Annotated in this window: 22 protein-coding genes, 2 tRNA genes and 1 rRNA gene; 9 read left to right on the forward strand and 16 right to left on the reverse strand. The window is 53.2% G+C overall.

The features are described 5' to 3' along the window. Positions 1 to 136 precede the first annotated feature (136 nt). The 3 genes from rrf (at position 137) to dkgB (ending at position 1,351) form a co-directional block, all read left to right on the forward strand. Positions 137 to 252 (forward strand): 5S ribosomal RNA (gene rrf / locus ACQG19_RS04285). 55 nt (positions 253 to 307) lie between these two features. Continuing rightward, positions 308 to 384, forward strand: a tRNA-Asp gene (locus ACQG19_RS04290). Between the two features lie 163 nt (positions 385 to 547). After that, positions 548 to 1,351 (forward strand): 2,5-didehydrogluconate reductase DkgB, encoded by an 804-nt coding sequence (dkgB, locus tag ACQG19_RS04295; protein ID WP_013095681.1) that lies wholly within the window; start codon positions 548 to 550, stop codon positions 1,349 to 1,351. Positions 1,352 to 1,380: 29 nt separating this feature from the next. On the opposite strand, the gene yafC is transcribed toward dkgB, so the two are convergent. Further along, on the reverse strand, positions 1,381 to 2,286 hold the full coding sequence (gene yafC, locus ACQG19_RS04300) for a DNA-binding transcriptional regulator YafC (protein ID WP_013095682.1): 906 nt from the start codon (positions 2,284 to 2,286) through the stop codon (positions 1,381 to 1,383). Positions 2,287 to 2,390: 104 nt separating this feature from the next. Between yafC and ACQG19_RS04305 the strand changes: the two genes are divergently transcribed. From ACQG19_RS04305 to ACQG19_RS04315, 3 genes are all read left to right on the forward strand, one after another. Next, positions 2,391 to 3,566 (forward strand): MFS transporter, encoded by a 1,176-nt coding sequence (locus ACQG19_RS04305; protein WP_029882849.1) that lies wholly within the window; start codon positions 2,391 to 2,393, stop codon positions 3,564 to 3,566. A 137-nt stretch (positions 3,567 to 3,703) separates the two neighbouring features. Further along, the gene (locus ACQG19_RS04310) at positions 3,704 to 4,501 is read left to right on the forward strand and encodes an endonuclease/exonuclease/phosphatase family protein (protein WP_013095684.1); all 798 of its coding nucleotides are present in this window, start codon (positions 3,704 to 3,706) and stop codon (positions 4,499 to 4,501) included. 76 nt (positions 4,502 to 4,577) lie between these two features. Then, positions 4,578 to 5,351 (forward strand): class I SAM-dependent methyltransferase, encoded by a 774-nt coding sequence (locus ACQG19_RS04315; protein WP_246932892.1) that lies wholly within the window; start codon positions 4,578 to 4,580, stop codon positions 5,349 to 5,351. Between the two features lie 50 nt (positions 5,352 to 5,401). Here ACQG19_RS04315 and mltD read toward each other — a convergent pair whose 3' ends face one another. Together mltD and gloB are read right to left on the reverse strand one after the other, a co-directional pair. Next, positions 5,402 to 6,766 carry a murein transglycosylase D gene (gene mltD / locus ACQG19_RS04320; RefSeq protein ID WP_013095686.1) on the reverse strand — a complete coding sequence of 455 codons (1,365 nt, stop codon included), beginning with the start codon at positions 6,764 to 6,766 and terminating at the stop codon, positions 5,402 to 5,404. Positions 6,767 to 6,834: 68 nt separating this feature from the next. After that, positions 6,835 to 7,593, reverse strand: coding sequence for a hydroxyacylglutathione hydrolase (gloB, locus tag ACQG19_RS04325; protein ID WP_029882852.1), 759 nt, complete (start codon positions 7,591 to 7,593; stop codon positions 6,835 to 6,837). A gap of 32 nt (positions 7,594 to 7,625) precedes the next feature. Here gloB and ACQG19_RS04330 point away from each other — a divergent pair, with 32 nt between their 5' ends. After that, complete coding sequence (locus ACQG19_RS04330) at positions 7,626 to 8,342, forward strand: class I SAM-dependent methyltransferase (RefSeq protein ID WP_013095688.1); 717 nt, start codon at positions 7,626 to 7,628, stop codon at positions 8,340 to 8,342. Here ACQG19_RS04330 and rnhA read toward each other — a convergent pair whose 3' ends face one another. Beyond that, complete coding sequence (gene rnhA, locus ACQG19_RS04335; protein ID WP_013095689.1) at positions 8,343 to 8,810, reverse strand: ribonuclease HI; 468 nt, start codon at positions 8,808 to 8,810, stop codon at positions 8,343 to 8,345. It lies immediately after the preceding gene. Positions 8,811 to 8,874: 64 nt separating this feature from the next. Between rnhA and dnaQ the strand changes: the two genes are divergently transcribed. Together dnaQ and ACQG19_RS04345 are read left to right on the forward strand one after the other, a co-directional pair. Further along, positions 8,875 to 9,606 carry a DNA polymerase III subunit epsilon gene (gene dnaQ / locus ACQG19_RS04340; RefSeq protein ID WP_013095690.1) on the forward strand — a complete coding sequence of 244 codons (732 nt, stop codon included), beginning with the start codon at positions 8,875 to 8,877 and terminating at the stop codon, positions 9,604 to 9,606. 130 nt (positions 9,607 to 9,736) lie between these two features. Further along, positions 9,737 to 9,813: transfer RNA gene (locus tag ACQG19_RS04345), tRNA-Asp, on the forward strand. 121 nt (positions 9,814 to 9,934) lie between these two features. Here the strand turns inward: ACQG19_RS04345 and ACQG19_RS04350 are convergent. The 12 genes from ACQG19_RS04350 to ACQG19_RS04405 all read right to left on the reverse strand — a co-directional run bounded on the left by ACQG19_RS04350 (position 9,935) and on the right by ACQG19_RS04405 (position 16,018). Next, positions 9,935 to 10,786, reverse strand: coding sequence for a DUF4942 domain-containing protein (locus tag ACQG19_RS04350; protein WP_060615261.1), 852 nt, complete (start codon positions 10,784 to 10,786; stop codon positions 9,935 to 9,937). 80 nt (positions 10,787 to 10,866) lie between these two features. Beyond that, positions 10,867 to 11,070 carry a DUF957 domain-containing protein gene (locus tag ACQG19_RS04355; protein ID WP_060615262.1) on the reverse strand — a complete coding sequence of 68 codons (204 nt, stop codon included), beginning with the start codon at positions 11,068 to 11,070 and terminating at the stop codon, positions 10,867 to 10,869. A 31-nt stretch (positions 11,071 to 11,101) separates the two neighbouring features. Then, positions 11,102 to 11,593 (reverse strand): DUF5983 family protein, encoded by a 492-nt coding sequence (locus ACQG19_RS04360; protein WP_060615263.1) that lies wholly within the window; start codon positions 11,591 to 11,593, stop codon positions 11,102 to 11,104. After that, the gene (locus tag ACQG19_RS04365) at positions 11,590 to 11,967 is read right to left on the reverse strand and encodes a TA system toxin CbtA family protein (RefSeq protein ID WP_426725820.1); all 378 of its coding nucleotides are present in this window, start codon (positions 11,965 to 11,967) and stop codon (positions 11,590 to 11,592) included. The genes ACQG19_RS04360 and ACQG19_RS04365 overlap by 4 nt, the downstream gene beginning before the upstream one ends. A 50-nt stretch (positions 11,968 to 12,017) precedes the next feature. Beyond that, on the reverse strand, positions 12,018 to 12,377 hold the full coding sequence (locus ACQG19_RS04370) for a type IV toxin-antitoxin system YeeU family antitoxin (RefSeq protein ID WP_000066236.1): 360 nt from the start codon (positions 12,375 to 12,377) through the stop codon (positions 12,018 to 12,020). A 23-nt stretch (positions 12,378 to 12,400) separates the two neighbouring features. Further along, positions 12,401 to 12,622 carry a DUF987 domain-containing protein gene (locus ACQG19_RS04375; RefSeq protein WP_000691981.1) on the reverse strand — a complete coding sequence of 74 codons (222 nt, stop codon included), beginning with the start codon at positions 12,620 to 12,622 and terminating at the stop codon, positions 12,401 to 12,403. A gap of 20 nt (positions 12,623 to 12,642) precedes the next feature. Then, the gene (gene radC / locus ACQG19_RS04380) at positions 12,643 to 13,122 is read right to left on the reverse strand and encodes a RadC family protein (RefSeq protein ID WP_000437750.1); all 480 of its coding nucleotides are present in this window, start codon (positions 13,120 to 13,122) and stop codon (positions 12,643 to 12,645) included. Positions 13,123 to 13,133: 11 nt separating this feature from the next. Next, a complete protein-coding gene (locus ACQG19_RS04385) occupies positions 13,134 to 13,604 on the reverse strand; it encodes an antirestriction protein (protein WP_060615265.1) in 471 nt (156 codons plus the stop codon). A 267-nt stretch (positions 13,605 to 13,871) separates the two neighbouring features. Continuing rightward, complete coding sequence (locus ACQG19_RS04390; protein WP_172700835.1) at positions 13,872 to 14,690, reverse strand: DUF932 domain-containing protein; 819 nt, start codon at positions 14,688 to 14,690, stop codon at positions 13,872 to 13,874. A gap of 119 nt (positions 14,691 to 14,809) precedes the next feature. Beyond that, positions 14,810 to 15,043, reverse strand: coding sequence for a DUF905 domain-containing protein (locus tag ACQG19_RS04395; RefSeq protein ID WP_001114682.1), 234 nt, complete (start codon positions 15,041 to 15,043; stop codon positions 14,810 to 14,812). A 76-nt stretch (positions 15,044 to 15,119) separates the two neighbouring features. Further along, positions 15,120 to 15,569: an IrmA family protein gene (locus tag ACQG19_RS04400; protein WP_040220400.1), complete on the reverse strand. Its 450-nt coding sequence runs from the start codon at positions 15,567 to 15,569 to the stop codon at positions 15,120 to 15,122. Beyond that, complete coding sequence (locus tag ACQG19_RS04405) at positions 15,566 to 16,018, reverse strand: YfjS/YafY family lipoprotein (protein WP_246932894.1); 453 nt, start codon at positions 16,016 to 16,018, stop codon at positions 15,566 to 15,568. Before ACQG19_RS04405 ends, ACQG19_RS04400 begins: the two co-directional genes overlap by 4 nt. Between the last annotated feature and the right edge of the window lie 7 nt (positions 16,019 to 16,025).

A 16,025-nucleotide genomic window follows, 5' to 3' on the forward strand; every position in this document is an offset into this window, starting at 1 on the left:
AGTCCGAAGGATTTTGCGCTGAGACAAGGCGGCAAGCGAAGGAAAGGAAGGAGCATACTGAGGTATGTGACTGACTTTACGAGAGCAGCCAACGCAGTATCAGCCCAAAAGACACAGGACAGAGCACAGGAATTTGCCTGGCGGCTTTAGCGCGGTGGTCCCACCTGACCCCATGCCGAACTCAGAAGTGAAACGCCGTAGCGCCGATGGTAGTGTGGGGTCTCCCCATGTGAGAGTAGGGAACTGCCAGGCATCAAATTAAGTAGTAAGCCGGTGCATCAATCCGGTGGTTACAGCAGTCTTCGGTGGAGCGGTAGTTCAGTCGGTTAGAATACCTGCCTGTCACGCAGGGGGTCGCGGGTTCGAGTCCCGTCCGTTCCGCCACTTATTAAAAGCCCTGAGTTAACGCTCAGGGCTTTTTTCTTATCTGCTTCCCAATTATTGCTAAATCAGCAAAAATCCTCTGCGTTTTACGACCTTTTTCAGCATAACGCCAGCAGCGATAATCTTCCTCAGTTAACGAACATTACGAATAACGAGGAATGACATGACTATCCCTGCATTAGGCTTGGGCACTTTCCGCCTGAAAGACGACGTTGTTATCGCATCGGTCAAAACCGCCCTTGAGCTTGGCTATCGCGCAATTGATACCGCGCAGATTTATGAAAATGAAGCTGCGGTTGGCCAGGCGATTGAAGAAAGCGGTGTACCGCGTAACGAACTGTTTATCACCACCAAAATCTGGATCGAGAACCTCAGTAAAGACAAGCTGATCCCAAGCCTGAAAGAGAGCCTGAAGAAGCTGCGTACTGACTATGTCGATCTGACCCTGATCCACTGGCCATCTCCGAATGATGCCGTTTCTGTAGAAGAATTTATGCAGGCGCTGCTGGAAGCGAAAGAGCAGGGCTTAACCCGTCAAATTGGTATTTCGAACTTCACTATTCCGTTGATGGAAAAAGCCATTGCTGCCGTTGGCGCAGAGAACATTGCGACCAACCAGATTGAGCTCTCCCCTTATCTGCAAAACCGCAACGTGGTGGCGTGGGCCAAACAGCACGGCATTCACATCACTTCTTATATGACGCTGGCATACGGTAAAGCGCTGAAAGATGAGGTCATTGCACGTATTGCAAATAAACATAACGCAACGGCTGCACAGGTGATCCTGGCCTGGGCGATGGGCGAAGGTTATGCCGTTATTCCATCTTCAACGAAGCGTGAAAACCTGGCCAGCAACCTGTTAGCTGTGGATCTCCAGCTGGATGACGAAGACAAAAAAGCGATCGCTGCCCTGGAGTGTAACGATCGCCTGGTGAGCCCGGAAGGTTTAGCGCCAGACTGGGATTAATATTGACTTACCCTCTGTACGCTTAACCCTCACACAGCTCCTTCGGGAGCTGTTTTTATATGCTCGCTCAGAAAGTCGATAAAGGCACGGATACGCGTGCTCACCGCTCTGTCACTGTAGTAAACCGCACTGAAGGGCATCTCTACCGGCAGACGCTTGTCCGCCATTAACTCCACGAGATCACCGCGCGCAATTTCTTTATCAATCATGTAATCAGACAAACAGGCGATCCCGTTTCCTTCAAGACACAACTGCTTCAGCGTTTCCCCGCTGTTGGACGACAACCCGCAGGTGATCTCATGCAGCTGACCATCAGGGCAGGCGACAGGCCAGGTATTCAGTGATACCGGCTCGGTGAAACCCAGACATAGATGCTGCTTCAGCTCTTCAACGGTTTCAGGTTTGCCGTGTTCAGCGATGTATTGTGGTGAGGCGATGATTTTACGGTAGCTGGCAAACAGAGGACGCGCGCGCAGGCTTGAGTCCGTCAGGGTTCCCGCCCGGATCGCCACATCGACTTTACGTTCGATAAGATTGATAAAGGTCTCGGAGGAGACCAAAGAGAGCGTCATCTCCGGATAGCGTTCACGGAAAGGTTTAATCAGCGGCATCAGAAAGTGCAGAACTACCGGTGTGGCCGCATCAATACGCAATAGCCCACGCGGTGTGCTGCGCGTTTCCATGATCTCAGTCTCTGCTGCAGCCATCTCCTGTAAGACAGACTGCACCCGGCGGAAGTACCGTTCACCTTCTTCCGTCAGGCTCAACTGCCTTGTCGTGCGGTTGAGAAGACTCACCCCAAGCTTCATCTCAAGCTTTTTCACCGAGCGGCTTACAGCAGAGTTTGCCTGCCCTAACTGCTCTGCCGCGCGGCTAAAACTGCCACTTTCGACGACGGCGACAAAGATTGTCAGCTCTTCCGAGGTTGCTTTCATTGTTGCATCACCTGCAAAATTCTATTGAGATTTTGACCATTTTTGTTATTTAACCACTGGCGCATACTGCCTGTCATCTTAATCCTGATGATACGGAGTATTTTATGCCACTGGCGCTACTTGCCCTGACGATCAGTGCCTTTGCAATTGGCACGACCGAATTTGTTATCGTAGGACTGGTTCCTACCATCGCTAACCAGCTTGCTATCTCATTACCTTCAGCCGGGCTGTTGGTCTCCATCTATGCTTTGGGTGTCGCTGTCGGCGCACCCGTCCTGACGGCGTTAACCGGGCGATTCCCGCGTAAGCAACTGTTGGTCGCGCTGATGGTGCTCTTCACGGCCGGCAATATACTGGCCTGGCAGGCGCCGGACTACACGACGCTGGTCATTGCCCGCCTGCTGACTGGCCTTGCTCATGGGGTGTTCTTCTCAATTGGCTCCACCATTGCAACCAGCCTGGTACCTAAAGAGAAAGCCGCATCAGCCATTGCGATTATGTTTGGCGGATTGACCGTCGCACTGGTCACCGGCGTACCATTAGGGACGTTCATCGGGCAACATTTCGGCTGGCGTGAAACCTTCCTCGCCGTTTCTTTACTGGGCGTGATTGCACTGGTGGCCAGTCTGCTGCTGGTACCGTCGAATATTCCCGGCCGTACAAGCGCAAGACTGAGCGATCAGATTAAGGTGCTCACGCATCCTCGTTTGCTGCTCATCTATGCCGTTACGGCGCTGGGCTACGGCGGCGTGTTCACGGCATTCACCTTCCTCGCTCCAATGATGCAGGATCTGGCCGGCTTCTCTCCTGCAGCGGTAAGCTGGATTTTACTGGGGTACGGTATCTCTGTGGCGATTGGCAACATCTGGGGAGGTAAGCTCGCGGATAAGCATGGTGCTGTACCAGCGCTTAAGTTTATCTTCGCGGCACTGGTGATTCTGCTGATGCTCTTCCAGTTCACGGCATCGATTCAGTACGCCGCGCTGGTAACGGTACTGGTCATGGGCATCTTTGCCTTTGGTAATGTACCCGGCCTGCAGGTCTACGTGGTACAAAAAGCCGAACGCTATACGCCAAATGCGGTGGATGTGGCTTCTGGTCTGAACATTGCCGCCTTCAACATTGGTATCGCGATCGGCTCTATCGTTGGCGGGCAGACGGTGGAGCACTTTGGATTAACCCAAACCCCGTGGATTGGTGCCGTTATTGTGCTCGTTGCCTTCCTGCTGATTGGTCTGAGCGGGCGCCTTGATAAACCCTCTCGCGTAGCGCTTGGTTAAACCTCAGTAAGTGCTTGCTTACAAAACTGGAAAGAGGTTTCTCAGTAATTGCGTTGAAAGTGTGACCTAAAATCCCTATAACATTAGAACCAGTCCGTTTTCCGGGCTGGTTCATGTTACAGAGGTTGTTTCCAAAAGTGCGAAAAAATACCTATGCCATGCGTTATGTTGCCGGAATGCCCGCGGAGAGGATCTTGCCTCCCGGGTCGTTTGCGAGCATCAGCCAGGCATTACCTGCCGGTACACCGTTAAGCAGCGATGAAAAAATTCGGGTGCTGGTATGGAATATCTTTAAACAGCAGCGCGCGGATTGGTTATCCGTCCTCAAGAACTTTGGTAAAGATGCCCATCTGGTTCTGCTGCAGGAGGCGCAAACCACGCCTGAGCTGGTAAGGTTTGCGACCACTAACTATCTCGCCGCCGACCAGGTGCCCGCATTTGTATTGCCGCAACATCCCTCTGGCGTGATGACCCTTTCTGCCGCGCATCCGGTTTACTGCTGCCCGCTGCGCGAGCGCGAGCCTATCCTGCGACTGGCAAAATCGGCGCTGGTGACGGTCTATCCACTGCCTGACACGCGGCTGCTGATGGTCGTGAACATCCATGCGGTAAACTTCAGTCTGGGCGTGGATGTATATAGTAAGCAGTTACTTCCTATTGGTGACCAGATAGCCCATCACAGTGGACCTATTATTATGGCCGGGGATTTCAATGCCTGGAGCCGTCCACGCATGAACGCGCTGTATCGCTTTGCGCGGGAGATGTCGCTGCGTGAAGTTCGTTTTAGTGATGACCAGCGCAAGAAAGCGTTCGGTCGTCCTCTCGATTTCGTTTTCTATCGTGGTTTGAGCGTGCATGATGCCTCTGTTCTGGTCACTCGCGCCTCCGATCACAACCCGCTACTAGTGGAATTCAGTCCCGGCAAACCTGATTAACACGGTGAGTCAGGTCTGCCGTGGGGCAGGCCGGTTGAGTGCTGCCCTTTACTTTAACCAACGCAAGGACAGTACAATGACAACAACACACTCTCATCACGACAACGTCGAAAAACAGTTTGGTTCCCAGGCAAGCGCCTATCTGACCAGCGCCGTACATGCTTCCGGCCGCGATCTGGTGCGTCTCGGCGAGCGTCTCTCGGCGTTTCCGCAGGCGACGGTGCTGGATTTAGGCTGCGGAGCAGGGCATGCCAGCTTTACAGCAGCGCAGCATGTGGCTCAGGTTACGGCGTATGATTTATCCAGCCAGATGCTGGAGGTAGTGGCGGAGGCGGCAAAAGCCAAAGGGCTCAACAATGTCGATACGCGCCAGGGCTATGCCGAATCCTTACCTTTCGAAGAGGCGTCGTTTGACGTTGTTATCAGCCGTTACTCCGCGCACCACTGGCATGATGTCGGCCAGGCATTACGGGAAGTCAAACGCGTGCTGAAGACGGGCGGAACCGTCATCATTATGGACGTTATGTCTCCGGGTCACCCTGTACGGAACATCTGGCTGCAGACGGTTGAAGCGCTGCGTGACACCTCGCACGTGCAGGATTATTCCAGTGGGGAGTGGTTAACGTTTATTACTGAGGCCGGTTTAATTTCACGTTCACTGATAACCGATCGCTTACCGCTGGAATTTAGTTCGTGGATCGCCCGTATGCGCACCCCGGACGCGTTAAGCCAGGCCATCCGGTTGTATCAGGACAGTGCTTCCTCAGAGGTGAAGGCCTACTTTGAATTGCAGGATGACGGTTCGTTTACCAGCGATACCATCATGGTTGAAGCGCAAAAAGCGAAGTAAAAAAAAAGCACCGAGGGGAATCGGTGCCTTTTTATCTCTGTATCGTGTAATCAGGAGTCTGGCGTGGCGCTGTTTTTTACAAACAGTGTCAGCTGGTCGCCTGGTTGCAGATTGTCAGTATCATTATTCCAGCGCATCACATCCTTAATGTTCACGCCGTGTCGTTTTGCGATACTGGACAGTGAATCGCCTTTACGCACGCGATAGGTAATGCTATCGCTGTTATTGGCGAGACGCTGTGCGCTGCTACCCGCACCCACCGTCAGTGTCTGACCCACTCTCAGGCCTGAGCTGCGCAGGTTATTCCACTGCTGCAGATCTTTTGCTGTCACGCCAAGACGTGATGCAATGCCCGAAAGCGTATCACCGCTACGAACCTTATAGCTGCGGCTGTTGACTGATGATGCATCCGCAATCAGCGTTGACTGAACGGCGGCAATTTCACCAGACGCTAAAGACTCACGTAATTGTTCAGCATGTTTCTGCGGAACCATCACATACTGTGGGCCACTCGCCCCCAGCGTTGAGCCTTTAACACCCGCGTTAAAGGTTTTAAGTTTACTTACCGACATACCCGTCATATCGGCAACCTGTTGAATATCAACCGGGTTGCTGAGGCGAACGCGCGCCAGTGCACGACTTTCGTCTGGTGTTGGCAGTTGTACACCGTAACGCTTGCTGTTTTTGAGAATATCACTCAATGCCAGCATCTTCGGTACGTAAATCTTCGTTTCCTGTGGCAGTGAGAGCGACCAAAAATCGGTGGATTTACCCCGTGCTTTATTCGCTTTCATTGCCTTCAGTACACGACCTTCGCCACTATTATACGCCGCAACCGTTAACAACCAGTCGCCGTCAAACATCTTGTTCAGACGTTGCATCATGTCGAGAGCGGCTGTCGTGGAAGCGACAACATCGCGACGCGCATCATAGTTACGGGTCTGTTTCAAACCGTAATTTCGCCCCGTGCTCGGAATGATCTGCCAAATACCTGCAGCATTGGCGCCAGACGTCGCGTGTGGGTCAAAAGCGCTCTCCACTATGGGTAGGAGTACCAGCTCCATAGGCATGTTACGTTTCTTAACTTGCCCGGCTATCCAGTACATATACGGCTCTGCCCGTAACGTTACATCGTGGAGATAGCTCTTATTTCTTAAATACTTCTGTTTCTGTTCGCGAATCCGGCTGTTTTCCGGAATTCCCATCTTTAGCTCGTCGCCAATAGAGGTCCACAAGTTTTGATCCTGCGCGAAAGATGTCCCATCGTCCAACCAACGCGCTGAGCTTGTAAACTTCCCTGCTTCCCCTTGACCAGCTGCAGAAAGGCTCTGTGCGTGCTGTTGTACGTTGCTGCCGTTCTGCGACTGGCAACCAACAAGCAGGACAGAGGCGAGTAAGATCGCTTTTGCCTTCATGTGTGTGTCAATAGTTGCTTAAAAGACGAGCGATGATAACGGCGAAATTTTGAAAAGGCAACCCGCAATTATCTGAAGTTATCTTTCTTTGACCTTAACCATGCAAATCGCTGTTCTGGTTGTTGCAATTTTGTTTCTTGGTTAATTTTATTAATTAAATCAATGTCATCTGTTCTAAGAAATAAATTAATTTTACGCTCGTTTTTCAGAATTACGGGTAGTGTTTTTTGGTTTTTTGCACGTAACTCCTTCACTTTCTGATAGTAATCCTGAATCGCACGATCCTCAGGTAAAATGCTGGCAGAAAACTTCATATTTCCTAATGTATACTCATGCGCGCAACAAATTACAGTATCGTCAGGCAGGGCATTAATTTTTTGTAAAGATTGGTACATCTGGGCTGGCGTGCCTTCAAACAGTCTTCCACAGCCGCCAGAAAACAGCGTATCGCCACAAAACAGATAAGGTTTGCTGTAGAAACACAGATGTCCCAAAGTGTGACCTGGTGTAGCAAATACGGAAAACTCCCACTCACGTATGAGGATATTTTTGCCTTCTTCGACTACTTGCGTGATTCCCTTATCTTGTGCCTCTGCCGGTCCGTAAACCACCAGATGCGGGAACCGGGCGCGCAGCTCAGGCACACCGCCGGTATGATCGTGGTGATGGTGGGTCAGGAGGATGGCTTCAGGCTGCCAGCCGTTCTCTTTTATTGCCTGCAGAACCGGGGCGGCCTCTCCGGGGTCGACAATGACGCATCGACGCGCGTCATCGACTAAAACCCAGATGTAATTGTCCTCAAAGGCAGGAATACTGATAAGATTCATACATTACCTCTTATAGCGTGGCGGGTGTTTTGATGAAACCGGCAAGGATACCTCAGACTGTCGCAGCACCGGAACGTTGGGCGGAATTGCCCTGGGGTGAATACTATCGCGAGGCGTTAGAACTACAGCTTAAGCCCTGGCTCGCGAAAATGTATGGCTTTCACCTGCTTAAGATTGGCAATCTCAGCGCGGAAATCAATACCGAAAGCTGCGCTATCTCACATCAGGTCCATGTCTCTCTCGGCGGATCGCCCGTTCAGGTGAAGGCAGACCCTTTACATCTGCCGTTTGCGGAAAAGTCGGTTGATGCGTGCCTGCTGGCGCATACGATACCCTGGTGCAGCGATCCTCATCGCATGCTGCGTGAAGCCGATCGCGTGCTGATAGATGACGGCTGGCTGGTGATAAGCGGGTTTAATCCGCTGAGCCTGATGGGGCTGCGCAAGCTGGTGCCCGTATTACGCCGCACTCCTCCTTATAACAGCCGGATGTTCACCATGATGCGCCAGCTGGACTGGCTTTCGCTGCTGAATTTTGAAGTGCTCAGCTACGGCGGATTTCAGGTACTGCCCTGGGCCAGAAAAGGGGGCGTTTTGCTGAGTACCCATTTGCCCGCATTAGGCTGCATGCAGTTTATCGTTGCGCGTAAGCGAACCATTCCCCTGACGCTTAACCCGATGAAGCAGAGCAAAACCAAAACGCCGATCCGCCAGACCGTGGGGGCCACGCGGCAGTACAGAAAACCGTAATCAGGATTCAGGCTGATAGCCCGCGTCCTCATGTGCCGGGTTAGCGGCCGCCGTCCGCGCCAGTTCATCGCAGCGCTCGTTTTCCGGGTGGCCGGCATGGCCTTTTACCCATTCCCACTTAATATTATGCTGGCCCAGCGCCGCATCCAGCCGTTTCCAGAGATCGACATTCTTGACGGGCTTCTTATCTGCCGTCTTCCAGCCGCGTTTTTTCCAGTTGTGGATCCACTGGGTGATCCCCTGGCGCACGTACTGGCTGTCGGTACTGAGCACCACGTCACAATGTTCTTTTAAGGCTTCCAGCGCCACGATGGCCGCCATCAACTCCATGCGGTTGTTGGTGGTCAGGAAATACCCTTCACTAAAAGTTTTTTCGTGCTGACGATAGCGCATAATCGCGCCATAGCCGCCAGGCCCTGGGTTACCGAGACAAGATCCATCGGTGAAAATTTCTACCTGTTTACGCATCTCTGGTAGACTTCCTGTATTTGAAACGTTCAGTTAAACGATAAGTCTGACATAAATGACCGCTATGAGCACTGCAATTACTCGCCAGATTGTTCTTGATACCGAAACCACCGGTATGAACCAGATCGGCGCGCACTACGAAGGGCACAAGATCATTGAGATCGGTGCTGTTGAAGTGGTGAACCGTCGTCTGACGGGGAACAACTTCCACGTCTATCTCAAACCCGATCGGCTGGTGGATCCCGAAGCGTTCGGCGTTCATGGTATTGCCGATGAGTTCTTGCTGGATAAACCGACCTTCGCGGAGGTGGCGGACGAATTTCTGGACTACATTAAAGGCGCAGAGCTCGTCATTCACAACGCCTCGTTCGATATCGGCTTTATGGACTACGAGTTTAGTAAGCTCCAGCGCGATATCCCCAAAACGAACACCTTCTGCAAGGTCACTGACAGCCTGGCGCTGGCCAGGAAGATGTTCCCCGGCAAGCGTAACAGCCTCGATGCGCTCTGTTCACGTTATGAAATAGACAACACCAAGCGAACGCTGCACGGGGCATTGCTCGATGCCCAGATCCTGGCGGATGTCTATCTGGCGATGACCGGCGGTCAAACGTCAATGAAGTTCAGCATGGAGAATGAATCTCAGCAGACGCAGGGCGAAGCGGGAATTCAGCGTGTTGTTCGCCAGGCCAGCCGCTTGCGGGTTGTTTTAGCGAGTGATGAAGAGCTTCTCAACCACGAATCTCGTCTGGATCTGGTCCAGAAGAAGGGCGGAAGCTGTATGTGGCGTGCGTAAGGCATGCCAGAATGCCTGTAAAATCACCGTTCGGGTGATTTTTGCAGCAAACGATTCAAAACGTGAGAAAAAGCGTTGACGAGTTCAGAGGCAAACCGTAATATGCGCCTCGTTCCCAAGGGAACACAGCGGAGCGGTAGTTCAGTCGGTTAGAATACCTGCCTGTCACGCAGGGGGTCGCGGGTTCGAGTCCCGTCCGTTCCGCCACTATTCTAGGCCATGCTATTGATTAGCATGGCCTTTTTTATATCTGTTTTTTTCGGTATGCCATCCAGTATGCCATTACCGTCCGGCTTGCACTGGCTTACCTGAGATAGCATCGGACAACTCACTCTCTTCTCGCTGGCAGTGCTCCCGGATAGTGTCGGGCGATGATGTCGTTCAGCTTATCAACCAGCTCTGGTCGTTTGAAGATGATATGCGCTGTCCCCTTCTGAAAGTACTTGATCGCAAACATCTCGTCCTCGTAACGATTGCTGTGCCGATTAGCATGGATATGATCGCTGAGACGACGGGTAACGTCAGCGCGGTTGTCGGGAACCGGTTTGCCATCAAGAAGCATCAGCATGCGTTCAAGGTCTGCAAGCCGATCACGTTGCCAGCCCCAGTTAAGCCCAAATCCCCACCGATCACATTTGACCAGTCCCGTAACGATGATCTTTTTCCCGAACTTACATGGGCTATTGCTCTTAAAATCCCAGCTCAGCCCTTTAAACACGTTGATCGCCCCACGCTCAAACACCTCGCCTTTGCTCTGGTGCAACTGCTCAAACGTACTGAGGATATTGGCTTCACTGACAGCGGGAATATCGTCCTTTTCCAGGCTGTTGTACCACTGCTCACGAGCCTGAGCATCCATGAGCGAAAGCATGCCCGACTTCTTCATCAGGTCTCGCCATATGCTGCGATCGAGATTACGGGTAATGGCCTTCAGCGCTGCTTCTGGTTTCTCCATCAGCCAGCAGCCACAACGGAAATCCTGCTTCATAGCCCAGTCCAACGCGGTTTTTCCCCCGATACTGCGGGTCAGCGTTGAAATAGTGTCAAGTTGTTGTATCAGCGCTTCAACCTGCGCCAGTGCGGCATTACGTCCGGTGACAATACGCTCAATGCTGGTGGAGCAAATCACGTCGGTGTGGCCGGTTAATACTTCGGGTTTGGTGAGAGTAAGCTCTGACATTATTTCGTTCCTTATATAAAGCAAAGCGCCAGCCGGTGAGGGCTGGCGATTATGAGTAAGTGATGAGTACTGTTCGGTGGTTAATTTGTACTGGTCTGTCGCAGAAGTTGAAGATGACGGAGATCGCGAACGTCCTGACGCGCACGTTCAATCCAGGGCAACAGCACTGCTGAATCGGTGTTGTCTTCGTCGTTGTCGAAAATAATCATGTTCCCACAATCGATGTTGTCCTGCAGCCAGTCAATCAGAACGTTGAGAGCCACTTCGGTGGTTAATTTCTCCATGAGAATATCCTGTGCTTATTGGTGAGAAGATTTACCAGTCGAAAATGTCAAAGCCCGGCAGCACTGCGCCAAAGGCATCCAGATGAACAATGCCAACGGCGTAGCGACGGATAAGCGTCACTACTAACCGACGGCAGGCTTTCGACAGACCGAGACGTTTGAGGCGTAAGACCGGAAATGACCAGGCACCCAGGTGGAGCAGATAACCCGACCCGGTGTAACTAATCCATTCCGACTCACCAAAGTCTTCATTCTGGTGTGAAAGAGTAAACAGCAGAGCGTTGTCTTCCTCCGTAATATGCGCGGTACTGCACTGGATGCCATTAACGCGGGCGACGGGTGGAAGCGGATCTTCAACGACCAGCTTTCCGGGGGAGTCAGCAACGCGAAGGGAATAACCGTTATCACAGACCACATCGATCAGCGCAGCCAGTTCAATGCCGTCAATATCCACAGCGATTCGGCCCGCATTCAGGGCCAGAACGTTGATGGCGTCGGCTTCTACCGTCAGGGATAACTTCATCGATGCCCCCCACGGTATTTACCGGTGGTGATGTCGGTCACCGTTCTGTAATCGTTTCGGGTCATCAGTCCGGTGGCTTTGCGGGCGCGGAGAATATCGATACTGCTGAGAAGAGGCGACTGTGTTTCTGCGTTAAAACCGCGACGGTCGGTTCGTACCAGATCGTATTTCTCCACGATAAAATTCATCGCGTCGCACAGTGAGATACCGGCATCGATATGCTCCTGAATCACGCCATCGTTGCCGAACGGAGTGTCGTTGAGTGTCAGACCGTAGTGACGATCCAACAGGTGGCTCAGAAGCCGTTGCCAGATCTCCACCGGTGACGGGCGTGATGTAGCCTCCTGCGTTGAGGATAGTGGTTGGGTTTGCATAGTGGGATCTCTTTGTTGATGGGTAAAACGAGGGTAAGTAGTAAGAAGCTTTACGCGGTTGCCGCTGGTGTCGGATAAATCGCCAGGTATACGTAACCATGCGAGCCGAGGGAGTCGGCCTCGCAGGTCAGCCCTTTTGCATAGAGCGTGACACAGTGCTGATGGCGGGGAGTGAGTTCACCGCTGGTGAGCATCAGTTCAAGCTGTTTGAGCAGCAGTGGAAATGCCTGGTCGAGATGCCGTAAATCCCCGTCGCTGAACTGTCCGGTGATGCTGGCCCGGTCAGCGAGATAATGCAGACAGTTGCCCGACTGCACCAGCCGTGCGCCAAAACAGGGCGTGATACTGCGTTTAAGCCCCCACCAGGGTTCAGTGATATCGTGGTTTACTGTCGGTATTTTATTCGACAATTTTAGCCTTCCTTAAACGTGTGTTAATTCAGCGTGACGCTGCGTAATACGACATAGGGGCCGTTGCGGTTCTGACGGCGTTCAGCGAAGACCGCGAGCACACCGCTGATATCCTGAACCTCCTGCCCAGCGTAGTGGCAGATGCTGCCAGACCATTTGTATTTACCCGTGCAGAAGGGAAACAACCGGGACTGCGGATGCTGGCGGTATATCGCCATAGCCTGACGTTTACTGATAATTTTCATTCGGTTATTCTCCTGTTGTGCTACAGCCAGCCACGATCTGCAAACGAGGTGATCTCCATGCCGCCGACCACCAGGTGGTCCAGCAAGCGGATATCAACCAGGTCCAGCGCCTGCTGAATACGCGTAGTGACCTGACGGTCTGCCTTGCTGGGTTCAGCCTCCCCGGAGGGATGGCTATGGGCGACAATGACAGCGGCGCAGTTATGCTTCAGACCGGCCTTCACCACTTCGCGGGGATGGACCTGCGTATGGTTGATGGTGCCGGTAAATAGCGTTTCGTGGGCTATCAGGCGATGCTGGTTATCGAGAAAGAGCGCGGTAAACTCTTCCCGCTCCAGTGACGCGAGCTGCAGGCGCAGCCAGTCGCGGACGGCATGGCTGGAAGTAAATGATGCGCCGGTTTCACGTAGCTGGCACTCCAGCAGAGATAAGGCTTTCCTGACTGTCTGCTGGTCGGCAGGGGCTAATTCACGGGCAAACAACGGTAACTGTTGCTCCATAGCGGCTGACCTCAGTCGATGATGTGCATGATGGCGTTGCATTCCGCGTGGTTGAGCGCGTAGTCCCGCAGGCGGTAGTAGTGCTCCGTCATGGCGTCGCATTCGGTACGGCAGGCATGGTGGCTGAAAGCCATCAGACAGACCGCAATCCCTGCAGCTTCGGCACTCATGTCACCGCCGTTGCCGTTCATCGTGTTAAACAGCGACCAGAGTTCATCGTTCTCCACTTCCGGGGCCATAAACGCGCCGCCGTTGCTCAGCGTGTAAAAATTCCAGATGCCGCCGCTGTAGTCCGTGCAGAAGCGGTCCATCCACGCGAAGATGGTCGGCTCAAGGATTATCCACTGCGGAATGCTGCCAAAGTGCTGCGGCCAGAAGCTGATGCGGTTCTCATCGGTTACCGGTATAGCGATAATCTGATGCTGAGCCGCAGCAGGAGCATCTGCTGCGGGTGTGAACAGTGGCAGAATGTTATCGGTCATGTTGTTTTTCCTCTTTCATTCATTGTGTTGGGGATACCGGTTCAATCGGAGTGACGGACAGGACTGCGCATAGCCGTCTTCATCACAGTGTGAGGGCCAGTGGCCGTCAGCGAGACTTAACCGGCAGAAACTGAGTTCACCGGGACGATAAAGAAGGTGTGAGCACAGGCGCACAGGTCGTCATCGGAGATGGGGCGGCTGCCGGGGTTGTTCTCCAGGGGGCAGGATTAATGGCGGCCGGGTGGGCGTTATCAGGCAGTGGTGGCATCAGCTCAGCGCCTGCTGCAGTTTTTCCGCCATCACCCAGAGTGCCCGGTTGAGCTTAACGTCGCCGTCGATGCCTTTCACCGCGCGGGTATGGCTGCGTTTGCCTTTGGCAGTACGTCCTGGCAGCCCCCCTTTGAGCAGGTTCTCCTGGCACCGATTAAAAATTGACCACAGGTCATCCTGACGGTCTTCATAGCGGCGGGGTGTCAGTATCTGCGCTTCCGTCACCGGCTGGTGCTCTTCCCCGAAGCGGTACGTCAGCGCGGCTCTGGCAAAAGCCTGTTGTGCCGGTGGCGGGAGTAAAAGCGACTGCATCGCATCACGCTTCTCTTCCACCCGGTCGAACACACCGAGGACTTCGTAAGCGCCTTCAATCACTTTCTCCACGACATTTCCCCGGTGTGGCACTCGCACCTCGCCAAATGACTGCCCGCAGACGAGACCGTTGGTACAGATGGCACGGAAATACCCCGGCAACATCTGGTAACTGGACGAACCGTCATGCGAATTGAGCAGGATAATTTCCGGCACCTGCTGACCGGTTATCTGCCCGGAGCGACGCAGGCGCAGCATATGTTTCGTATGCTCACGGCGGCTCTGGTCCCTGACGCGGGTCTGGCAGGCAAAGAACGGCTGGAATCCTTCACGCTGCAGGTTCTCCAGCAGGGTAATGGTCGGTATGTAGCTGTAATGGTCTGAACGGGACACGTGCTTACCTTCCCCGAAGACGCTGGGAACAACCTGCATTAATTCTTCATGGGTTAAGGGGCGGTCGCGGCGGATCTGATTGATACGGCCAAAGCGGCTGGCGAGTCGCATGGATAACTCCTTATTCTCTCGATAAAAATACGAAAGGCCACACTTCCCGAAGGAGGTGTGGCCTAGCTCTGTTTATAACATCGTTGCGGGTGGTATGCTGAAGGTAACGGTAGTATGTATTACGTTGTGGCTCTGCGAATGCCATCGCTGGTGAGATAGCGGTTCAGCCAGTAACCCGCCTCCGGCTCAAAGTTCCTGGCCCGCCAGTGCATCCTGCCGTCGGTATCCCGGACCACCAGGCGAAAATGTGTGTTCTGGTCATCCTCTGTAGCAACGTTGGTGTATTGTGACGCCACAGCCGCTGACTGCTGGCGGGTAAACGGACCATAAGGCAGTACAGTAAGTTCTGGCATACAGATTGTTTCCTTAATAACAAAAAGCCCCTGTTGCATAAGCGACAGGGGCTGGAACAGCCGGGTAATGATGGCATCAGGATGCCTTACCTCCGGCAACCGACACCGGTAGTGGACGATAATACTGCGGGTCAAACACGGACAGCGGCAGGTCAGTCTGGTAACCCTCAGAGGCTTCCGTCGCCTTCATGATTTCGACGGAACTGACGTTTTCCACACATTCATGTTCCAGTGAGGCATCCTGAGTTCGGGAGGCATCGCTGTCGCCAAACGGCTCAACGCCCATCTCCCCCACAGCCAGTGTATTACCCTGTTTGTCTTTCAGGCGCAGGGAAAGGGTCAGTGGCCCGAAGCCTTCCCCGCTGCCGCCGTTGTCAAGGCGGAACCGGTAAACACAGATATTACCAGGCACCCACACAGTGTCCGTATTGCGGATACTGATATAACGTTGCTCTTCTGCATGAGCGGGTGTCAGCAGACACAGACTCAGGGTCGCAGCGGAAATAACACTTTTCAGCTTCTTCATGGATGGTTCTCCTGGTTATCCGGCAGCAAGAGTTTCCCCATTTCCTTGCCATCGTGCGAATACACCACCGATTTCTCACCCGTGTAGCTGTCGGTCTCGATCCGGAAGCTCAGAGTAATATTGTCCGCGAGACACAGGGCGGCTATCAGCGGCTGCACAGTTTTCTGCTGCATATCAGCAATGTAGTAATAACTGCCGGACTCACAGCCTTCCGGCGACTGGCGGGTTTTCATTACCGTGTATAGCGGTGTGCCGAAGGCATCCTTTTTTACCCATTCCTGCTCGATATCGGATTTATGCGCCACCACGTCGCTGAAGGGCGGCGGAGTCAGGTCCTTAAATCGGGCAATCGTCTTCACGCCTACATCTTCCTTGCTGTCGCAGCCGGAGAGCAGCAGAGTGCCGATGACCACCAGAGAGGTCGTCAGACGCGTAGTAAATATATTCATGTTAAAA

This window comes from Enterobacter cloacae complex sp. 277I4 (assembly GCF_050031465.1).
Taxonomy (GTDB): domain Bacteria; phylum Pseudomonadota; class Gammaproteobacteria; order Enterobacterales; family Enterobacteriaceae; genus Enterobacter; species Enterobacter cloacae.

What these genes read in the sequence shown, in the direction of transcription:
- gloB (WP_029882852.1), bottom strand. Translation starts at nt 7,593, where the DNA reads ATGAATCTTATCAGTATTCCTGCCTTTGAGGACAATTACATCTGGGTT.
- dkgB (WP_013095681.1), top strand. Translation starts at nt 548, where the DNA reads ATGACTATCCCTGCATTAGGCTTGGGCACTTTCCGCCTGAAAGACGAC.
- rnhA (WP_013095689.1), bottom strand. Translation starts at nt 8,810, where the DNA reads ATGCGTAAACAGGTAGAAATTTTCACCGATGGATCTTGTCTCGGTAAC.
- yafC (WP_013095682.1), bottom strand. Translation starts at nt 2,286, where the DNA reads ATGAAAGCAACCTCGGAAGAGCTGACAATCTTTGTCGCCGTCGTCGAA.
- ACQG19_RS04365 (WP_426725820.1), bottom strand. Translation starts at nt 11,967, where the DNA reads ATGCAAACCCAACCACTATCCTCAACGCAGGAGGCTACATCACGCCCG.
- ACQG19_RS04400 (WP_040220400.1), bottom strand. Translation starts at nt 15,569, where the DNA reads ATGAAGAAGCTGAAAAGTGTTATTTCCGCTGCGACCCTGAGTCTGTGT.
- dnaQ (WP_013095690.1), top strand. Translation starts at nt 8,875, where the DNA reads ATGAGCACTGCAATTACTCGCCAGATTGTTCTTGATACCGAAACCACC.
- ACQG19_RS04360 (WP_060615263.1), bottom strand. Translation starts at nt 11,593, where the DNA reads ATGAAGTTATCCCTGACGGTAGAAGCCGACGCCATCAACGTTCTGGCC.
- mltD (WP_013095686.1), bottom strand. Translation starts at nt 6,766, where the DNA reads ATGAAGGCAAAAGCGATCTTACTCGCCTCTGTCCTGCTTGTTGGTTGC.
- ACQG19_RS04350 (WP_060615261.1), bottom strand. Translation starts at nt 10,786, where the DNA reads ATGTCAGAGCTTACTCTCACCAAACCCGAAGTATTAACCGGCCACACC.
- ACQG19_RS04385 (WP_060615265.1), bottom strand. Translation starts at nt 13,604, where the DNA reads ATGACCGATAACATTCTGCCACTGTTCACACCCGCAGCAGATGCTCCT.
- ACQG19_RS04305 (WP_029882849.1), top strand. Translation starts at nt 2,391, where the DNA reads ATGCCACTGGCGCTACTTGCCCTGACGATCAGTGCCTTTGCAATTGGC.
- ACQG19_RS04355 (WP_060615262.1), bottom strand. Translation starts at nt 11,070, where the DNA reads ATGGAGAAATTAACCACCGAAGTGGCTCTCAACGTTCTGATTGACTGG.
- ACQG19_RS04395 (WP_001114682.1), bottom strand. Translation starts at nt 15,043, where the DNA reads ATGCCAGAACTTACTGTACTGCCTTATGGTCCGTTTACCCGCCAGCAG.
- ACQG19_RS04390 (WP_172700835.1), bottom strand. Translation starts at nt 14,690, where the DNA reads ATGCGACTCGCCAGCCGCTTTGGCCGTATCAATCAGATCCGCCGCGAC.
- ACQG19_RS04405 (WP_246932894.1), bottom strand. Translation starts at nt 16,018, where the DNA reads ATGAATATATTTACTACGCGTCTGACGACCTCTCTGGTGGTCATCGGC.
- ACQG19_RS04330 (WP_013095688.1), top strand. Translation starts at nt 7,626, where the DNA reads ATGAAACCGGCAAGGATACCTCAGACTGTCGCAGCACCGGAACGTTGG.
- radC (WP_000437750.1), bottom strand. Translation starts at nt 13,122, where the DNA reads ATGGAGCAACAGTTACCGTTGTTTGCCCGTGAATTAGCCCCTGCCGAC.
- ACQG19_RS04315 (WP_246932892.1), top strand. Translation starts at nt 4,578, where the DNA reads ATGACAACAACACACTCTCATCACGACAACGTCGAAAAACAGTTTGGT.
- ACQG19_RS04375 (WP_000691981.1), bottom strand. Translation starts at nt 12,622, where the DNA reads ATGAAAATTATCAGTAAACGTCAGGCTATGGCGATATACCGCCAGCAT.